Raw genomic sequence first — 14,483 nt, 5'->3', positions numbered from 1 at the left:
CCCTCCCTCTTCCGGGGCCCACCGCCCCCCCCCCGCCCCGCCCCCGGCGGGCGGGGGGGGCCGCCCGCTCCCGGGGGCCCCCCCCCCCCCCGGGTCGGCCGGGCCCCGCCCCGGCTTCGTCCGGCCCGGTGCCGAGGCGGTTCCTCGCACTGCGAGGATGTGAGTTCAGGAAGTTCAGCCGACCAGAACCGGTCGGCCGGGGCCGCGGGGGACTACACCTGGATGGCGCCCCGGGAGAAGCAAGGGAGGAAGAACGTCATGGTGGTCACGCTCGCCAAGGGTGGCAACGTCTCGCTCACCAAGGCCGCGCCGAACCTGACGCAGGTCCAGATCGGCCTCGGCTGGTCCGCCCGTTCGACCACGGGCGCCCCGTTCGACCTCGACGCGAGCGCCCTGATCTGCGGTGGCGGGCGAGTGCTCGGTGACGAGTACTTCGTCTTCTACAACAACCTCAAGAGCCCCGAGGGCTCGGTGGAGCACCAGGGCGACAACCTCACCGGCGGCGACGAAACGGGTGACGACGAGGTGGTCCTGGTCAGCCTGGACCTCGTCCCGGCACAGGCCGACAAGGTGATCTTCGCGGTCTCGATCTACGAGGCCGAGGCGCGGCTCCAGAACTTCGGTCAGGTCCGCAACGCCTACATCCGGGTCGTCAACTCGGTCGACGGCCAGGAGATCGCCCGCTACGACCTGTCCGAGGACGCGTCCAGCGAGACCGCGATGATCTTCGGTGAGCTGTACCGCTACGCGGGCGAGTGGAAGTTCCGCGCAGTGGGCCAGGGGTACGCCTCCGGCCTGCGTGGCATCGCGCTCGACTTCGGCGTGAACGTACAGTAAAGGCGGAAATCGGACTTGTCGCACCCGACCCGATCATGAGAACAGAGGGCAGTGCGGGGGTGACCTGACCGGGCCGGGCCCGGTCAGGACGTCTCGGGGACGAGGCCGCCCCCGGCACGGCCAGAACCCGAAAGGTAGCCAACTCCCGTGTTCCTCCGCACATTCGGCTGGTCGTTCGCGATCACCGCCATCGGCCTGATCGCGGCCGGACTGCTCTGGGGAGCCCAAGGCTTCGGCATCGTGCTGATCCTCTCCATCCTGGAGATCTCCCTGTCGTTCGACAACGCGGTGGTCAACGCCACGGTGTTGAAGCGGATGAACCCGTACTGGCAGAAGATCTTCCTGACCGTCGGTGTCCTCATCGCGGTCTTCGGCATGCGCCTGGTCTTCCCGCTGCTGGTCGTCGGCCTCACCGCGAAGCTCAGCCCCGCGACGGTCATCGACCTCGCGCTGCACTCCGAGAAGACCTACGAGGGCCTCACCTACGGCCAGTACCTGGAAGCGGCCAACCCGGCCATCGCGGCCTTCGGCGGCGTCTTCCTGCTGATGATCTTCCTCGACTTCATCTTCGAGGAGAAGGACTACAACTGGCTGGCCTGGATCGAGCGCCCGCTGGAGAAGGTCGGCAAGCTGGAGGCCTTCTCCACCGTCGTCGCCCTGGTCGCCCTGCTGCTCGCCTCCAACTTCTTCGCCGGGGAGCACGCGGAAACCGTTCTGCTCGCCGGTGTCCTCGGCCTGGTCACCTACCTCGCCGTCAACGGCCTCTCCTCGATCTTCGAGTCGGGGCTGGAGGCCGAGGAGGAGCGCGAGGAGGAGGCGGAGAAGGCCGGCAAGTCGATCGTCCAGGTCGGCGGCAAGGCCGCGTTCTTCCTCTTCCTCTACCTGGAGGTCCTGGACGCCTCGTTCTCCTTCGACGGCGTGGTCGGCGCGTTCGCCATCTCCAGCGACATCTTCCAGATCACCCTGGGCCTCGGCATCGGCGCGATGTACATCCGCTCGCTGACCGTCTTCCTGGTCCGCAAGGGCACCCTGGACGACTACGTCTACCTGGAGCACGGCGCGCACTACGCGATCGGCGCGCTGGCGGCGATCCTGCTGATCGGGATCAAGTACCACATCCCGGAGATCGTCACCGGGCTGATCGGCGTCGCCTTCATCGGGCTGGCGCTCGGCTCGTCGATCCTGCGCAACCGGCGTGAGGGCGCGGACGAGGAACCGGAGCTGGTCGGCACCGGAAAGTAGCCCGGGCACCGGAAAGTAGTCCGCAGGGCAAGCGAAACGGCCGCCTCCGGGATTTCCCGGGGGCGGCCGTTCCTCGTGCTCCGCGGTCGTGGCCGCGGGGTGCCGGGGTCAGCCGAGCTGCTGCTCGATCGCGCGCAGCTTGCGCTCCAGCGAGTCCAGCTTCGGCATCGACAGGGTGTCGTCGTCGGCCGTCAGGTCGATGGCCGAGCCGCTGCGGGACGACCCGGTGCCGGAGGAGGACGACGAGTACGAGGACGAGGAGTAGGAGGAGGACGAGTAGGAGGAGGACGAGTACGAGGAGCCGACGGCGGCGCGGGGGCGGCGGCCGGCGTCCAGGGCGGCCGGCTCCGGCGAGTCGCCGGACAGGAGCGAGGTCGAGGTCGAGGTGGTGGCGTCGGATCCCGCGGCTAGGGCAGGCTCCGTAGCGCTCGGGCCGTCTCCGGCAGCCGTGAGGGCGGGAACCTGGCGGCCGCCGCGGGTCCGGGCGAGCATGCCGCCCTGCCGGGAGATGGCCTTCAGCTCGGCCCGCTCGCGACGGTCGGCCGTACGGGCGCGGGCCTTGGCGTCCAGCTTCGCCTGGCGCTCCTCGCGCACCTCGTCGACCGCCTCGTCCAGGCTGCGGACGTTCTCCAGCAGCATCAGCGACCAGGCCGCGTAGGTCTCGCGCGGGGCGCGCAGCCAGCGGACGATGCGGATCTGCGGCAGCGGGCGCGGCACCAGGCCCTGCTCGCGCAGCGCGGCCTTGCGGGTCTGCTTCAGCGCCCGGTCGAACAGGATCGCCGCCGAGATCGACATGCCGGAGAAGAACTGCGGGGCGCCGTCGTGCGACACGCCGCGCGGGGCGTGCACCCAGTTGAACCAGGCCGAGGCGATCGCGAACACCCAGACCAGCAGGCGCGAACCGAGCGCGGCGTCACCGTGGCTGGCCTCGCGGACGGCGAGCACCGAGCAGAACATCGCGGCGCCGTCCAGGCCGAACGGGACGAGGTACTCCCAGCCGCCGGACAGACCCAGGTTCTCCTTGCCGAAGCCGACCAGGCCGTGGAAGGAGAGGGCGGCCGCGACACCGGCGCAGCAGAACAGCAGCGTGTACGAGGAGATGCCGTAGATCATCTCCTTGCGCCGACGGCGCTCCTCGCTGCGCTCCCAGGAGTCGCCGGACTCGTCCTTCTTCGAGCTCTTGAATCGCAGCGTCGCCATCAGGACGGCGACGAACAGCAGGGCTGCGCCGCCGACGACGGTCCAGACCAGCTGTATGGAGGTCAGGTTCATTGCGGGTCGGGCCTCGGGTTTCCGCAGGGGACAGGATCACAGCGCGACACAGGCGGTCAGGGCCCGCCGAGCGGGAGCTGCCTGACGGTTCGTTCGTCGCCGCACGACGGGCCCGCCGCGCCCGCGCAGGGGCGGACGGGACACCTGTGCGGCTAGACGATATCGCGTCCGAAGGGGCGGCATGTTACGGGAGGGCGGCTTCCTCCCGCCAATCGACCCGCCGGTCGGGCCCGGTTGGGTAGAGGAGGGGACGGACTGGGTATCCGACGGCCGGGCCGATGCCCGATCATTGGTCGGCGGACCGTCAGAACGCCTGGCGGGAGCAGGGGGAGAGGACTGCATGGTCTCGATCTGGGAGTACCTGCGCGGGGACAAGAGCTACACCTTCGACAACCCCGGCGGTCAGCACAAGGTCATACTCACCAAGTCGGCCCCGCAGCACGCGATCACCGGGTCGGCCGCCACCACCGGGTACCTCTACGTCAACCTGCACTGGACGATGAGCGCCGGAGGCGCCGCCCGGCCGAGCACCCGGGAGTCCGTGAAGCGGTTCCTCAGTCCGCGGATCCTGCGGCCGCAGGACCCGGACTCGCCGCAGGGCACCGAGCCGACGAACGTCGACCTCGACCTGGCCTGCATGTACGAGCTCTCCGACGGGAGCACCGGCGTGGTGCAGCCGCTCGGCGGGCTCTTCGGAGACCTCCAGAACGCGCCGTACATCAAGCTCAGCGGCGACGACCAGTACGGGGCGCCGTCCGGCGAGACGATGTACGTCAACCTGGAGAAGAAGGACAAGTTCAAGCGGCTGCTGATCTTCGTCTACATCTACGACGGCACGCCGGCCTTCGAGCAGTCGCACGCGGTGGTCACGATCGTGCCGCAGACCGGGCCGCGGATCGAGATCAAGCTGGAGGAGCGGGCCCGGGCGGCGCGCTCCTGCGCGGTGGTGCTGATCGAGAACTCGGGGGACAACCAGCTGACGGTGCGCCGCGAGGTTCGGTACGTCAACGGGTTCCAGGCGGACATCGACCGGCTGTACGGCTTCGGGATGCAGTGGCAGCGCGGGTACAAGAGCGACTGACGGCGGTCGGCGGTCGGCGGTCGGCGGTTCGGTGGTGGTGCCGGGCCGGTGCCGCGGCTCGGCGGTTCCGCGGCGGTTCCACGGCGGGGCCGGGGCTGGGGTCGAGCGGGGCTGGGCCGGGCCCGGGTATCGGCGGGGCCGGGGCCGTCGGGCGGCCCCGCCGTGGGCGTCAGCGGGGCTGGAACTGCGGGCCCTGCGGGGGCAGCGCGAACTCCTCGCCGGTGGAGGCCGGGGGCTGGGTCGTCGGCGGCTGCGGCGGGACGGGCGGCTGCTGGCCGGTGCCGGGCTGCGGGTAGCCGTAGCCGGCGGGGCGCTGCTGCTGCGGCGGGACGGGCTGGTTCGGCTGGGGATAGCCGTAACCGCCCGGCTGCTGCTGGTAGGGCTGCTGGCCGGTGCCCGGCTGCGGGTAGCCGTAGCCGCCGGCGGGCTGCGGCTGGGGGTGGCCGTACGCCGGGCCGGTCTGCTGGGGGTAGCCGTAGCCGGTGCCGGGCTGGTGGCCCGGGGGTGCGGTGGGCGGCGGGGGCATGGTCGGCGGGGCCGCGGGCGGCGGCGGGGTCGCCGGTGCGGGCGAGGCGCTCGCGGCGCCGGCCGGGGCCGGGGCGGTGGCCGGTGGCTGGGCGGGCGGCTGGGTCGGGGCGGGCGGCTGGGCCGGCGGCGACTGCGGGACGGCCGGGGCCAGCGTGAAGGTGCCCGGCTCGGGGGTGGTCGAGCGCGGGTCCGGCATCGCGGTGCTGCGCGGGTCGAGAGTGCCGGACGGGGTGGTGGACACGGGCACCTGGGCGGGCACCTGGTCGGCCTCCGCCTCGTCGTCCACCATGATGCCGAAGTCGGTGGCGAGACCGATCAGCCCGGAGGTGTAGCCCTGGCCGATCGCCCGGAACTTCCAGGACCCGGACCGGCGGTACAGCTCGCCGGCGACCAGGGCGGTGACGTTCTCGGCGTCGTCGATCTCGAACTCGGCGAGCGCGGGCACGCCCTCCCCGGCCGTGGCGTCGAAGAGCAGCAGGCGCAGCCCCGGCACCGCGCGGAACGGTCCGCCCTCGGAGGAGCCGGCCAGCACCACCCGGTCCACCTCGGCGGGCAGCTTGCCCAGCTCGACCTCGACCGTGTCGATGATCTCGGCGCCGCCGGAGGTCTGCTGCTTGGGCAGGTGGCGGACCAGGCCGGAGGGGTGGCGGGGCTGGTTGTAGAAGACGAAGTCGGCGTCCGAGCGGACCTTGCCGGAGGCGCCGAGCAGCAGCGCCGACGCGTCCACGTCCGGCGCACCGGGCGTGGCGCTCCAGCGCAGCACGGCGCGGACCGCCGCCGGCAGTGCGATGTTGGCGCCCTTGGCCATCACGTGCGTCATAGCCGACCATCCTGCCTGTTCGCCACCCCTTCGGACAACGTGACCGGACCGGTCCGTGCCGGGTCGGACTTTGCCAAGACTTGCGCTTTCCGAGGTTTGCCGCCGTCGTTTCCGGGGTTCGTCGTCGTTCCGCCCATGATCGTCCAAGTGGACCGGGATGTTCCGGGAGTTCAGTGCCGGGGAACCGGGACCGGCCGGATCCCGTCCGTACGATGGGCGGTCGAAAGGTCCCCGGAGTTTCGACGCAGGGGCGCCCGGCGGAGGCGCCCCGGGAACCAAGGCGCCCGGTCGGCCGGTTGACCAGGGTGTCGTCGGCAACCGGCCGGGGGCCGGTCCACTTCCTGGAGGAGAGCACCTTGCGCCATTTCGGCCACCTCGCCGAGGACGTACGCGGCCGGCTCTTCCTGGAACAGCCGCGCCCGTTCGACGTGCGGAGCGAGCCGACGGTGCTCGCCACCGCCCTCGGCGGCACCCTCTACAGCCCGGCCACCCGGCCCGCCCTGGCCGCCGACATCCGCAAACTCGCTGGTCGGGGCGTGGTGTCGATGGTGCTCTGCCTGGAGGACGCGATCGCCGACCACGAGGTGGACGCGGGCGAGCGGAACCTGGTCGAGCAACTGAATGACCTGGTCAAGGATTTCACCTCCTGTGCACAGAGCCATCCCCTGCTCTTCATCAGGGTCCGCACTGCCGCCCAGATCCTCGACCTGGCCCGGCGCCTCGGACCGGCCGTCGAACTGCTGAGCGGCTTCGTGCTGCCGAAGTTCACCCCCGAGAACGGTGGCGAGTACCTGGCCGCGCTGGCCGCCGCCGAGGCCGCGACCGGGCGGCGGCTGTTCGCCATGCCCGTCCTGGAGTCGCCCGAACTCGCCCACCTGGAGACCAGGCGGGACCAGCTCTTCGGCATCGCCGACCTGCTCGCCGGCCACCGCGAGCGGGTGCTCGCCGTCCGGCTCGGCGTCACCGACCTCTGCTCCGCGTACGGCCTGCGGCGCTCACCCGACCTCACCGCGTACGACGTGGCGCTGGTCGCGTCGGTGATCGGGGACGTGGTCAACGTGCTCGGCCGGGCGGACGGCACCGGGTACACCGTCACCGGACCGGTCTGGGAGTACTTCCCGGTGCAGGAGCGGATGTTCAAGCCGCAGTTGCGCCGGACCCCGTTCGCCGGGGCGTCCGTCTCCGCCGCGGCCGGGGCTGTCGGGGTTGCCGGGACCGCCGGGGCCGCCGGGGCTGCCGGGGCTGCCGGGGCTGCCGGGGCACTGCGGGCCTCCGGGGAGGAGGTCCGCCGACGGATCATCGAACACGACCTGGACGGACTGATCCGGGAGGTCGAACTCGACCGGGCCAACGGCCTGCTCGGCAAGACCTGCATCCACCCCAGCCATGTGCCGGCCGTGCACGCCCTCTCCGTGGTCACGCACGAGGAGTACTGCGACGCCCGAGACATCCTCCGGCAGGAGCAGGACGGCGGCGGGGTACTGCGCTCGGCGTACACCAACAAGATGAACGAGGCCCGGCCGCACCGGGCCTGGGCGGAGCGGGTGCTGCTGCGGGCGGAGGTGTTCGGGGTGGCCCGGGAGGACGTGAGCTTCGCGGAACTGCTGTCGGCCTGCCTGTGCGGCTGACTGTTTCCGCGACCGAACCCGAGCCGTTCCCTCCGGTTCCCCCGGCGGGGATATGACGGATCCGTGAGCGGCGGGCACCGACGAACCAGCGCACCGACGAACCGACGAACCGGCGCACCAGCGCACCGACGCACCAATGCACGAACGCACCAGCGCACCATCGAAGGCAGGACCAGCAGTGACAGCAACACCGCAGACGTGGACCGGCCGTTGGGTCGCCGACCGGGCCGGGATCGCGCTGACCGGATCCGAGCGCCTCCCCGAACTCGTCGGCCTGGCGCTGCGCTCGGGAAACCCCAAGCGCGCCCACCTGCTGGTCTCCAACGTGCTCGGCAAGCACGTGCCGCAGCGGCCCTCGGTGGTCCACGGCACCGGGCTCGAACTCGGCCGCCGGGTCCGAGAACTGCTCGGCGCCGCGGCCACCGCGCGCGCCGTCGTGCTCGGCTACGCGGAGACGGCCACCGGCCTCGGCCACAGCGTCGCCGACGGCCTGGACGCCCCCTATCTGCACTCCACCCGCCGACCGGTGCCCGGCCTGGCCCCGGTCGGCGGCTTCGAGGAGGAGCACTCGCACGCCACCTCGCACCTGCTGCTCCCCGCCGACCCCGCACTCCTCGCCGGGGACGGGCCGCTGGTGCTGGTGGACGACGAGTTCTCCACCGGCCGCACGGTGCTCAACACCATCCGCGACCTGCACGCCCGCCACCCCCGCGGCCACTACGTGGTGGTCGCCCTGGTGGACCTGCGCTCCGCGGCCGACCGGCGCCGGCTCGACGAGGCCGCCGCCGAACTCGGCGTCCGGCTGGACCTGGTGGCCACCGCGAGCGGGACCGTCGAGCTGCCCGAGGACGTCGTGGCCCGGGCCGAGCGACTGATCGCCGGGGCGGCACCGGAGGAAGCACCACCGGCGGCCCCCGCGGCGCCGCTGGCCCGGATCGCGCTGGACTGGCCCGCCGGACTCCCGGACGGCGGCCGGCACGGCTTCACCGCCCGCGACCGCGCCCGGCTGGACGCCGCACTGCCCCGACTCGCCGGACAGCTGGCCGAGGCCCTGCCCACAGGGGCACGGCGGGTGCTGGTGCTCGGCTTCGAGGAGCTGATGTACGCGCCGCTGCGCCTGGCCGACGCCCTCGACGAACGGCTCGGCGGCAACCGCGTCCGGTTCTCCACCACCACCCGCTCGCCCGTCCTGGCGGTGGACGACCCCGGCTACGCCATCCGCACCCGGCTCGCCTTCCCCGCCCACGACGACCCGCAGGACGGCGGCTCGCCCGAGCGCTACGCGTACAACGTCGCCCCCGGCAGCGACCCGGCGCGGCGCTTCGACGCGGTGGTGCTGGTGGTGGACGACACGGCCGACACCCCGGCGCTGCACGAGGGCGAGCGGGCGCTGCTCGGCCAGCTGCGGCAGGTGACCGACCGGGTGGTGCTCGCCGTGCTGCCCTCGCACCGGCCGGTGGCCGGGGGTGCCGCGACGGCTGGGCCCGTTCCGCGGTCCGTTTCGCTGTCGCTGTCGCTGTCGCCGTCGCCGTCGCTGCCCGTGCCGTCGCTGCCCGTGCCGCTGTACGGGCCGGGGTTCTCCTCGTACCCGGCCGAGGAGGTGGCCTGGCTGCTCAAGGACCTCTCCGGGGTCGCGCTCGAAGCCCCCACCGAGGAGCGTGAGGAGGCCGTCCAGAACGGCGGCGCGCACTACGCCGAGTCGCTGCCGGTCGAGTACCAGCCCAGCCCCGAGTACCAGGAGCTGTTCCAGCAGGCACTGCGCGGCTCCGCCGCCCGGATCGCGCTCGCCGTCGGCACCGTCGCCGAGACGCTGCTGCGCGAGCGCGGCCCCGGGCTGGTGCTCGCCTCGCTGGCCCGCGCCGGCACGCCCGTCGGCATCCTGGTCCGGCGCTGGCTGGCCTTCGCGCACGGCCTGTCCGTCCCGCACTACGCCGTCTCGATCGTGCGCGGCCGCGGCATCGACCCGGTCGCGCTGCGGTACCTGGCGGCCCACCACCGCGCGCAGGACGTGGTGTTCGTCGACGGCTGGACCGGCAAGGGCGCGATCACCCGTGAACTGGCCGGCGCGCTGGCCGGCACCGACTTCGACCCGGACCTCGCGGTGCTGGCCGACCCGGGCCGCTGCGTGCGGACGTACGGCACCCGGGACGACTTCCTGATCCCGTCCGCCTGCCTCAACTCCACCGTCTCCGGGCTGGTCTCGCGCACCGTGCTGCGGGCCGGGCTGATCGGGCCGGACGACTTCCACGGCGCCAAGCACTACGCCGAACTGGCCGGGAGCGACGTCTCGGCGGCCTTCCTGGACGCGGTGGCCGCCCGCTTCGGCGAGGTCCGTGCCGCGGTGGCCGAGGGCGCCGGCCGGCTCGCCGACGACCCGCGGCGGAAGCCCGACTGGGCCGGCTGGGCCGCGGTCGAGCGGATCAGTGCCGAGTACGGCATCGACAACGTCAACCTGGTCAAGCCCGGCGTCGGCGAGACGACGCGGGTGCTGCTGCGGCGCGTCCCCTGGCGGATCCTCGCCCGGCGCGGCGCCGGCGCGGACCTCGACCACGTCCGGCTGCTCGCCGCCCAGCGCGGAGTCGAGGTCGAGGAGGTGGACGGCCTGCCGTACACCTGCGTCGGCCTGATCCACCCCCGCTACAGCCGCGGGGCGACCGGGGGCGACGGGCGTGCCGTTACCGACGTGCGCCCCGGCGCCGACGGGAGTGCCGTGACCGACCGGAGTGCCGCGACCGACCGGCGTGCCTTCACCGATGGGCGCGTCGCGACCGAGACTACGGGGAGGGATTCCTGATGGGTGTTCTGGTGGCCAGCGACCTCGACCGGACGCTGATCTACTCCGAACGGGCCATGGCCCTGGCCGAGCCCGACCGGCTCGCGCCGCGGCTGCTCTGCGTCGAGGTGTACCAGGGGCGGCCGCTGTCCTTCATGACCGAGCGGGCCGCCGGGCTGCTCGCCGACCTCGCCCGGGAGGTCTGCTTCGTCCCGGCCACCACCCGGACACCGGAGCAGTACGGGCGGGTCAACCTGCCCGGCCCGACGCCGGACTGGGTCCCCGCGTACGCGATCTGCGCCAACGGCGGGCAACTGCTGGTGGACGGCGTGCCGGACCGCGACTGGCGGGCCGAGATCACCACGCGGATCGCGGCCGGCTCGGCCCCGCTGGAGGAGGTGACTCGGCGGCTCGCCCTCTGCGCCGACCCGGAGTGGACGCACAAGCGGCGGGTCGCCGACGAGCTGTTCGCCTACCTGGTGGTCGAGCGCGCCGCGCTGCCCGAGGGCTGGCTCGACGAGCTGACCGGCTGGTGCGCCGAACGCGGCTGGACGGTCTCCCTGCAGGGGCGCAAGGTGTACGCGGTGCCCGCGCCGCTCACCAAGAGCGCCGCGCTGGCCGAGGTCGTCCGGCGCGCCGGCGCTGACACGGTGCTGGCGGCCGGGGACTCACTGCTCGACGCGGACCTGCTGCTCGCGGCGGACGCGGGCTGGCGCCCGGGACACGGCGAACTCGCCGACAGCGGCTGGACGGCCCCCGGCGTCACCGCCCTGACGGAGGTGGGGGTGACGGCGGGGGAGGAGATCGTCCGGCGGTTCCTCGCCGGAGCGTCCGCCCTGCCGGTCGGGGTCTGACCGGGACCGGCCCCGGTCAGCCGCAGCAACCGCCCCCGCAGCAACCGCCCCCGCCCCCGGCGGCGGGGGCCTGCTGGGCGGCGGCCGCGCCACCCGTGACGGCGACGGTGGACAGCAGCTTCACGGTGTCCTCGTGGCCCTGCGGGCAGACGGCGGGGTCGTTGGCCTGGGCCATCGGGCGGCGGAGCTCGAAGGTGGCGCCGCAGGAGCGGCAGCGGAAGTCGTAGCGTGGCATACCGGCAGCGTACCCAGCGGAGGTGGCTGCCGGGAGCCCTGTTCCGGCGCCACTGGTCCTACCGGTGACCGCCGGCATTCCCGGTCCTACCGGTGACCGCCGAGGTCCCCGCGGATCAGCTCGATCACCCGCGCCGCCGTGTCCCGCACGCCCGCGAGCTCGGTCAGGAAGTGCCAGTAGTCGGGGTGCCGGCCCGCCGCCTCCAGCGCGGCCACCGCGCGGTCCAGCCGGGCCACCGCCTCGTCCAGCGGGGCGGCGTGCCGCGGGTCCGGCGCGCTGCGCCCGGCCATCGCCAGCCGCTGCGCGTCCCGGATCGCGAAACGGGCACGCTCGATCTCCCGGTTGGGGTCGTGCTGCACCTCGTTCAGCTGCCGCAGCCGGTCGTTCACCGCGGACACCGAGCCGTCGGCGGTCTCCAGCAGCGCGCGGACCGTCCCGATCGCGGCGGTGGCGTCCGCCCAGCGCTGCTCGTCCCGCGCCCGGGCGGCCTCGGCGAGCTTGCGCTCGGCGGCGCGGCCGGTCTCCGCGACCTGGTCCGACACCCGCTGGAGGTCCTGCCAGCAGGCGGTGCTGAACCGGCGGCGCAGCTCGCTCAGCGCGGGCTCGACCGTCGCGGCCTTGGTCTCCAGCGCCTGGATGCGGGTCCGCAGGCTCGCCACCCGCCGGTCGATCTCCCGCGCCCGCTCCGGCAACTGCCCGGCGTCGGCGGCGATCGCCTCGGCGCGGTGCTTCACGTCGTCCGCGCGACGCAGGGTGTCCGCGACCCCGTGCCGGGCCGGGCCCTCGTTCAGCCGGCCGAGCTCGGGCGCCAGCTCGGCCAGCCGGGCCGCCAGGTCGTCCGCCCGCAGGCCGGCGCCGCGCGCCTCGTCCAGCGCGGTGGTGGCCGCGAGCAGCGCGCGCTTGGCCTGCTCGACCGCCGGGGTGACCCGCATCAGCTGCTGCTCGGCGTGCTGGACGGTCGGCTGCAGCCGGCGCAGGAAGTCGTTCAGCTCCGCCCGGGCCGAGCCCAGCTGGCCCTTCACGTCCTCCAACTGGCGCTTGGCCTGCGCGGCCGTGCCCGCGTCCAGGGTCTCGCTGTCCAGGTTGTGGGCGTCGAGCGCGGCGAGGTAGTTCACGGTGACCTGGTCGACCCGGCCGGAGATCGCCGCCAGGTCGGCCAGCGCGCGCTGCGCCGCCTGGCCCTCCTCCGCCGCGCGGACCGTCTCCACCGCGAGCTGCACCTCGCGCTGGGTCTCCTCCAGCTCGTAGAACGCCTCCTGGGCCGCCGCCCGGGCCTCCCGGGCCTGTGCCCGTCCGCCCTCACCGCCGCCGCGCCGGCCCCACCAGCCGCCGGTCCCGGCCGAGGCCAGCCCGACCGCCCCCAGCGCACCCGCCAGCACCACCGGCAACACCAACGCGTCGGCCAGCGCACTCCCCGCCCGACGCCGCCCCCGCCCGCTCCCGCCGGCCACCGCCACTGCGCGCTCCCTGCTCCGACCCGCTGATCCGGCCTCCATTCTCCCCGATCCCCCCCACCGGCCCGGCACCCCCTCCCACCCCATCCACCTCACGGCCCCGCACCCCGCCGCACCCCCGCCCACCCGCCACCCCACCGGGCACCCGGCCCACACCACCTCCCGGGACCAGGTACCCTAGGCACTCGTCGTACGCCCACCGGGCATACGGCAGGGGGCGCGTAGCTCAGTGGTAGAGCGCTGCTCTTACAAAGCAGATGTCGGCGGTTCGAAACCGTCCGCGCCCACCAGCACAAAAGGCCCGCAGCAATCATGCTGCGGGCCTTTTGACTGCACTGCTTGACGGCAACCGCTGATGTCAGTCGGTCTTGCGGCGCCTCTTGAGCAAGCGGTCCATGTGCCCGAGAGCCTCGCGCCGGGTCTCCTCCGACACGTGCGTGTAGACGTTCATCGTCACGGCGATCTGGGAGTGCCCCAGGATCTCCATCACCACCCGCGGCGCGACCCCGGCGGCGAAGAGGATCGTCGCGCAGCCGTGCCGCGTGTCGTGCAGTCGGATGCGCGGCAGACCGGCGTCGGCCCCGATCCGCTCGAAGGACCGGCTGAGGTTCCGCGGCTCGATCGGCCGACCGGTCCGGGTGCTGAACACGTACCCGGTGTCCTCCCACTCCCGGCCGGCGTCCTCCCGCTGCTTCGCCTGCTGGAACCGCCGCCACCGCAGCGGCGCGATGCACATGGCCGGCAGCGGGATCGCCCGCGTCCGGCGGTTCTTCGTGCTGTCGGCGTAGAGCTCCTTCTGTACGCGCTGGAGCTGGGTCCGAACGGTGAGCTTGCGGCCGTCCAGGTCGATGTCACTCCAACGCAGGCCCAGGACCTCGCCACGCCGCAGGCCCAGCGTGATGGCCAGGACGAACGCGGTGTACAGCGGGTCGGGGCGGGCCGCCTCCAGGAACGTGACCGTCTCGTCCAGCGTCCACGTCTTCATCTCGCGCACCTCCACGCGCGGGGCCGGGACCAGGGTGGCCACGTTCCGGGTGATCAGTTCTTCGCGGCAGGCCGCCGTCAGGGCCGTACGAAGCACGCGGTGCGACTCCTTCGCCGTCGCGGCGGATGCGTCCCGTGTCACAACGTTGACGAGGCGGCGCACGTCGGGGACGCTCAGCGACTCCAGGCGCTTGGTCCCGATGTTCGGGATCAGGTAACGCCTGACGTGGGTCTCGTACTTGGCGTACGTCGTCTTCTTGCGCTGCGGCCGGATGAACTCCTCCAGCCAGTAGGGGAGCCATTCGGAGAGCTTCTGCGAGCGGGTCGGGGTGGGGACGCCGTCCCGGGCGCGCTTCACCAACTCCTGGCGCTTGGCGTCGCACTCCTCCCAGGTGTCGCCGTAGACGGTCTTGCGCTTGCGGGTGCCGTCGGGCTGCGGGACGTACACGCGCCCCTCGTAACGTCCGTCCTTGCGCTGCCAGATGCTGCCGGCGCCGTTCGGGTTCTTTCGGGCCATCAGGGGCGGTTCTCCTCGGTCTTGGTGCGGAGGTATTCGGCGAGGCTGTCGACGGCGATCCGCCGACAGCGGCCTTCGGTGAAGCTGACGAGCGTCTTGGCGCGGATGAGGTCGTAGACCTTGCTGCGGCTCATCCGGAGTGCGGCCATGACCTCCGGGACGGTCAGGGCCACAGGGGTGGTGGTGGTCATGCGTGCTCCCTGGGCGGTGGTGGGGGTTTGGCGCGGCGCGTGGTTGTCCGAGGTGGGGATTTCTGCG

Annotated in this window: 12 protein-coding genes and 1 tRNA gene; 7 read left to right on the top strand and 6 right to left on the bottom strand. The window is 73.2% G+C overall.

Annotated elements, in window-relative coordinates:
* The first annotated feature begins 258 nt into the window (after nucleotides 1-258).
* The gene (locus ACFWJ4_RS31365; RefSeq protein WP_359914478.1) at nucleotides 259-837 is read left to right on the top strand and encodes a TerD family protein; all 579 of its coding nucleotides are present in this window, start codon (nucleotides 259-261) and stop codon (nucleotides 835-837) included.
* 147 nt (nucleotides 838-984) lie between these two features.
* Nucleotides 985-2,079, top strand: coding sequence for a DUF475 domain-containing protein (locus tag ACFWJ4_RS31360; protein WP_380549982.1), 1,095 nt, complete (start codon nucleotides 985-987; stop codon nucleotides 2,077-2,079).
* Between the two features lie 108 nt (nucleotides 2,080-2,187).
* On the opposite strand, the gene ACFWJ4_RS31355 is transcribed toward ACFWJ4_RS31360, so the two are convergent.
* The gene (locus ACFWJ4_RS31355) at nucleotides 2,188-3,351 is read right to left on the bottom strand and encodes a DUF2637 domain-containing protein (RefSeq protein WP_380549980.1); all 1,164 of its coding nucleotides are present in this window, start codon (nucleotides 3,349-3,351) and stop codon (nucleotides 2,188-2,190) included.
* 340 nt (nucleotides 3,352-3,691) lie between these two features.
* Between ACFWJ4_RS31355 and ACFWJ4_RS31350 the strand changes: the two genes are divergently transcribed.
* Nucleotides 3,692-4,432 carry a Tellurium resistance gene (locus ACFWJ4_RS31350; protein ID WP_380549977.1) on the top strand — a complete coding sequence of 247 codons (741 nt, stop codon included), beginning with the start codon at nucleotides 3,692-3,694 and terminating at the stop codon, nucleotides 4,430-4,432.
* Nucleotides 4,433-4,601: 169 nt separating this feature from the next.
* Here the strand turns inward: ACFWJ4_RS31350 and ACFWJ4_RS31345 are convergent, their stop codons facing one another.
* Entirely contained in the window at nucleotides 4,602-5,780 is a 1,179-nt protein-coding gene (locus ACFWJ4_RS31345) for a TerD family protein (RefSeq protein ID WP_380549974.1), read from the bottom strand.
* 356 nt (nucleotides 5,781-6,136) lie between these two features.
* On the opposite strand from ACFWJ4_RS31345, the gene ACFWJ4_RS31340 reads away from it, so the two are divergent.
* The 3 genes from ACFWJ4_RS31340 to ACFWJ4_RS31330 all read left to right on the top strand — a co-directional run bounded on the left by ACFWJ4_RS31340 (nucleotide 6,137) and on the right by ACFWJ4_RS31330 (nucleotide 11,035).
* A complete protein-coding gene (locus tag ACFWJ4_RS31340) occupies nucleotides 6,137-7,408 on the top strand; it encodes an HpcH/HpaI aldolase/citrate lyase family protein (protein WP_380549971.1) in 1,272 nt (423 codons plus the stop codon).
* Nucleotides 7,409-7,544: 136 nt separating this feature from the next.
* Nucleotides 7,545-10,202 carry a phosphoribosyltransferase gene (locus tag ACFWJ4_RS31335; RefSeq protein ID WP_380549968.1) on the top strand — a complete coding sequence of 886 codons (2,658 nt, stop codon included), beginning with the start codon at nucleotides 7,545-7,547 and terminating at the stop codon, nucleotides 10,200-10,202.
* Nucleotides 10,202-11,035: an HAD family hydrolase gene (locus ACFWJ4_RS31330; protein WP_380353462.1), complete on the top strand. Its 834-nt coding sequence runs from the start codon at nucleotides 10,202-10,204 to the stop codon at nucleotides 11,033-11,035. The genes ACFWJ4_RS31335 and ACFWJ4_RS31330 overlap by 1 nt, the downstream gene beginning before the upstream one ends.
* A 16-nt stretch (nucleotides 11,036-11,051) precedes the next feature.
* On the opposite strand, the gene ACFWJ4_RS31325 is transcribed toward ACFWJ4_RS31330, so the two are convergent.
* Together ACFWJ4_RS31325 and ACFWJ4_RS31320 are read right to left on the bottom strand one after the other, a co-directional pair.
* On the bottom strand, nucleotides 11,052-11,270 hold the full coding sequence (locus ACFWJ4_RS31325; RefSeq protein WP_359914456.1) for a zinc ribbon domain-containing protein: 219 nt from the start codon (nucleotides 11,268-11,270) through the stop codon (nucleotides 11,052-11,054).
* Between the two features lie 86 nt (nucleotides 11,271-11,356).
* A complete protein-coding gene (locus ACFWJ4_RS31320; protein ID WP_380549964.1) occupies nucleotides 11,357-12,766 on the bottom strand; it encodes a hypothetical protein in 1,410 nt (469 codons plus the stop codon).
* 173 nt (nucleotides 12,767-12,939) lie between these two features.
* Between ACFWJ4_RS31320 and ACFWJ4_RS31315 the strand changes: the two genes are divergently transcribed.
* Nucleotides 12,940-13,014, top strand: a tRNA-Val gene (locus ACFWJ4_RS31315).
* Nucleotides 13,015-13,082: 68 nt separating this feature from the next.
* On the opposite strand, the gene ACFWJ4_RS31310 is transcribed toward ACFWJ4_RS31315, so the two are convergent.
* Nucleotides 13,083-14,225, bottom strand: a complete 1,143-nt coding sequence (locus ACFWJ4_RS31310) for a tyrosine-type recombinase/integrase (RefSeq protein WP_380549961.1) — start codon at nucleotides 14,223-14,225, stop codon at nucleotides 13,083-13,085.
* The gene (locus ACFWJ4_RS31305; protein ID WP_380549958.1) at nucleotides 14,225-14,416 is read right to left on the bottom strand and encodes a helix-turn-helix domain-containing protein; all 192 of its coding nucleotides are present in this window, start codon (nucleotides 14,414-14,416) and stop codon (nucleotides 14,225-14,227) included. Before ACFWJ4_RS31305 ends, ACFWJ4_RS31310 begins: the two co-directional genes overlap by 1 nt.
* Nucleotides 14,417-14,483: the final 67 nt, after the last annotated feature.

Source organism: Kitasatospora sp. NPDC127067 (genome assembly GCF_042724755.1).
GTDB classification, from domain to species: domain Bacteria; phylum Actinomycetota; class Actinomycetes; order Streptomycetales; family Streptomycetaceae; genus Kitasatospora; species Kitasatospora lactacystinica.
The sequence above is the reverse complement of the archived record's forward strand: the minus strand, read 5'-3'. Positions and strand labels throughout refer to the sequence as shown.

Excerpts from the sequence above, each read along its gene's own strand:
- ACFWJ4_RS31365 (WP_359914478.1), top strand. The coding sequence starts at position 259 with ATGGTGGTCACGCTCGCCAAGGGTGGCAACGTCTCGCTCACCAAGGCC.
- ACFWJ4_RS31355 (WP_380549980.1), bottom strand. The coding sequence starts at position 3,351 with ATGAACCTGACCTCCATACAGCTGGTCTGGACCGTCGTCGGCGGCGCA.
- ACFWJ4_RS31350 (WP_380549977.1), top strand. The coding sequence starts at position 3,692 with ATGGTCTCGATCTGGGAGTACCTGCGCGGGGACAAGAGCTACACCTTC.
- ACFWJ4_RS31345 (WP_380549974.1), bottom strand. The coding sequence starts at position 5,780 with ATGACGCACGTGATGGCCAAGGGCGCCAACATCGCACTGCCGGCGGCG.
- ACFWJ4_RS31335 (WP_380549968.1), top strand. The coding sequence starts at position 7,545 with ATGCACGAACGCACCAGCGCACCATCGAAGGCAGGACCAGCAGTGACA.
- ACFWJ4_RS31330 (WP_380353462.1), top strand. The coding sequence starts at position 10,202 with ATGGGTGTTCTGGTGGCCAGCGACCTCGACCGGACGCTGATCTACTCC.
- ACFWJ4_RS31325 (WP_359914456.1), bottom strand. The coding sequence starts at position 11,270 with ATGCCACGCTACGACTTCCGCTGCCGCTCCTGCGGCGCCACCTTCGAG.
- ACFWJ4_RS31320 (WP_380549964.1), bottom strand. The coding sequence starts at position 12,766 with ATGGAGGCCGGATCAGCGGGTCGGAGCAGGGAGCGCGCAGTGGCGGTG.
- ACFWJ4_RS31310 (WP_380549961.1), bottom strand. The coding sequence starts at position 14,225 with ATGGCCCGAAAGAACCCGAACGGCGCCGGCAGCATCTGGCAGCGCAAG.
- ACFWJ4_RS31305 (WP_380549958.1), bottom strand. The coding sequence starts at position 14,416 with ATGACCACCACCACCCCTGTGGCCCTGACCGTCCCGGAGGTCATGGCC.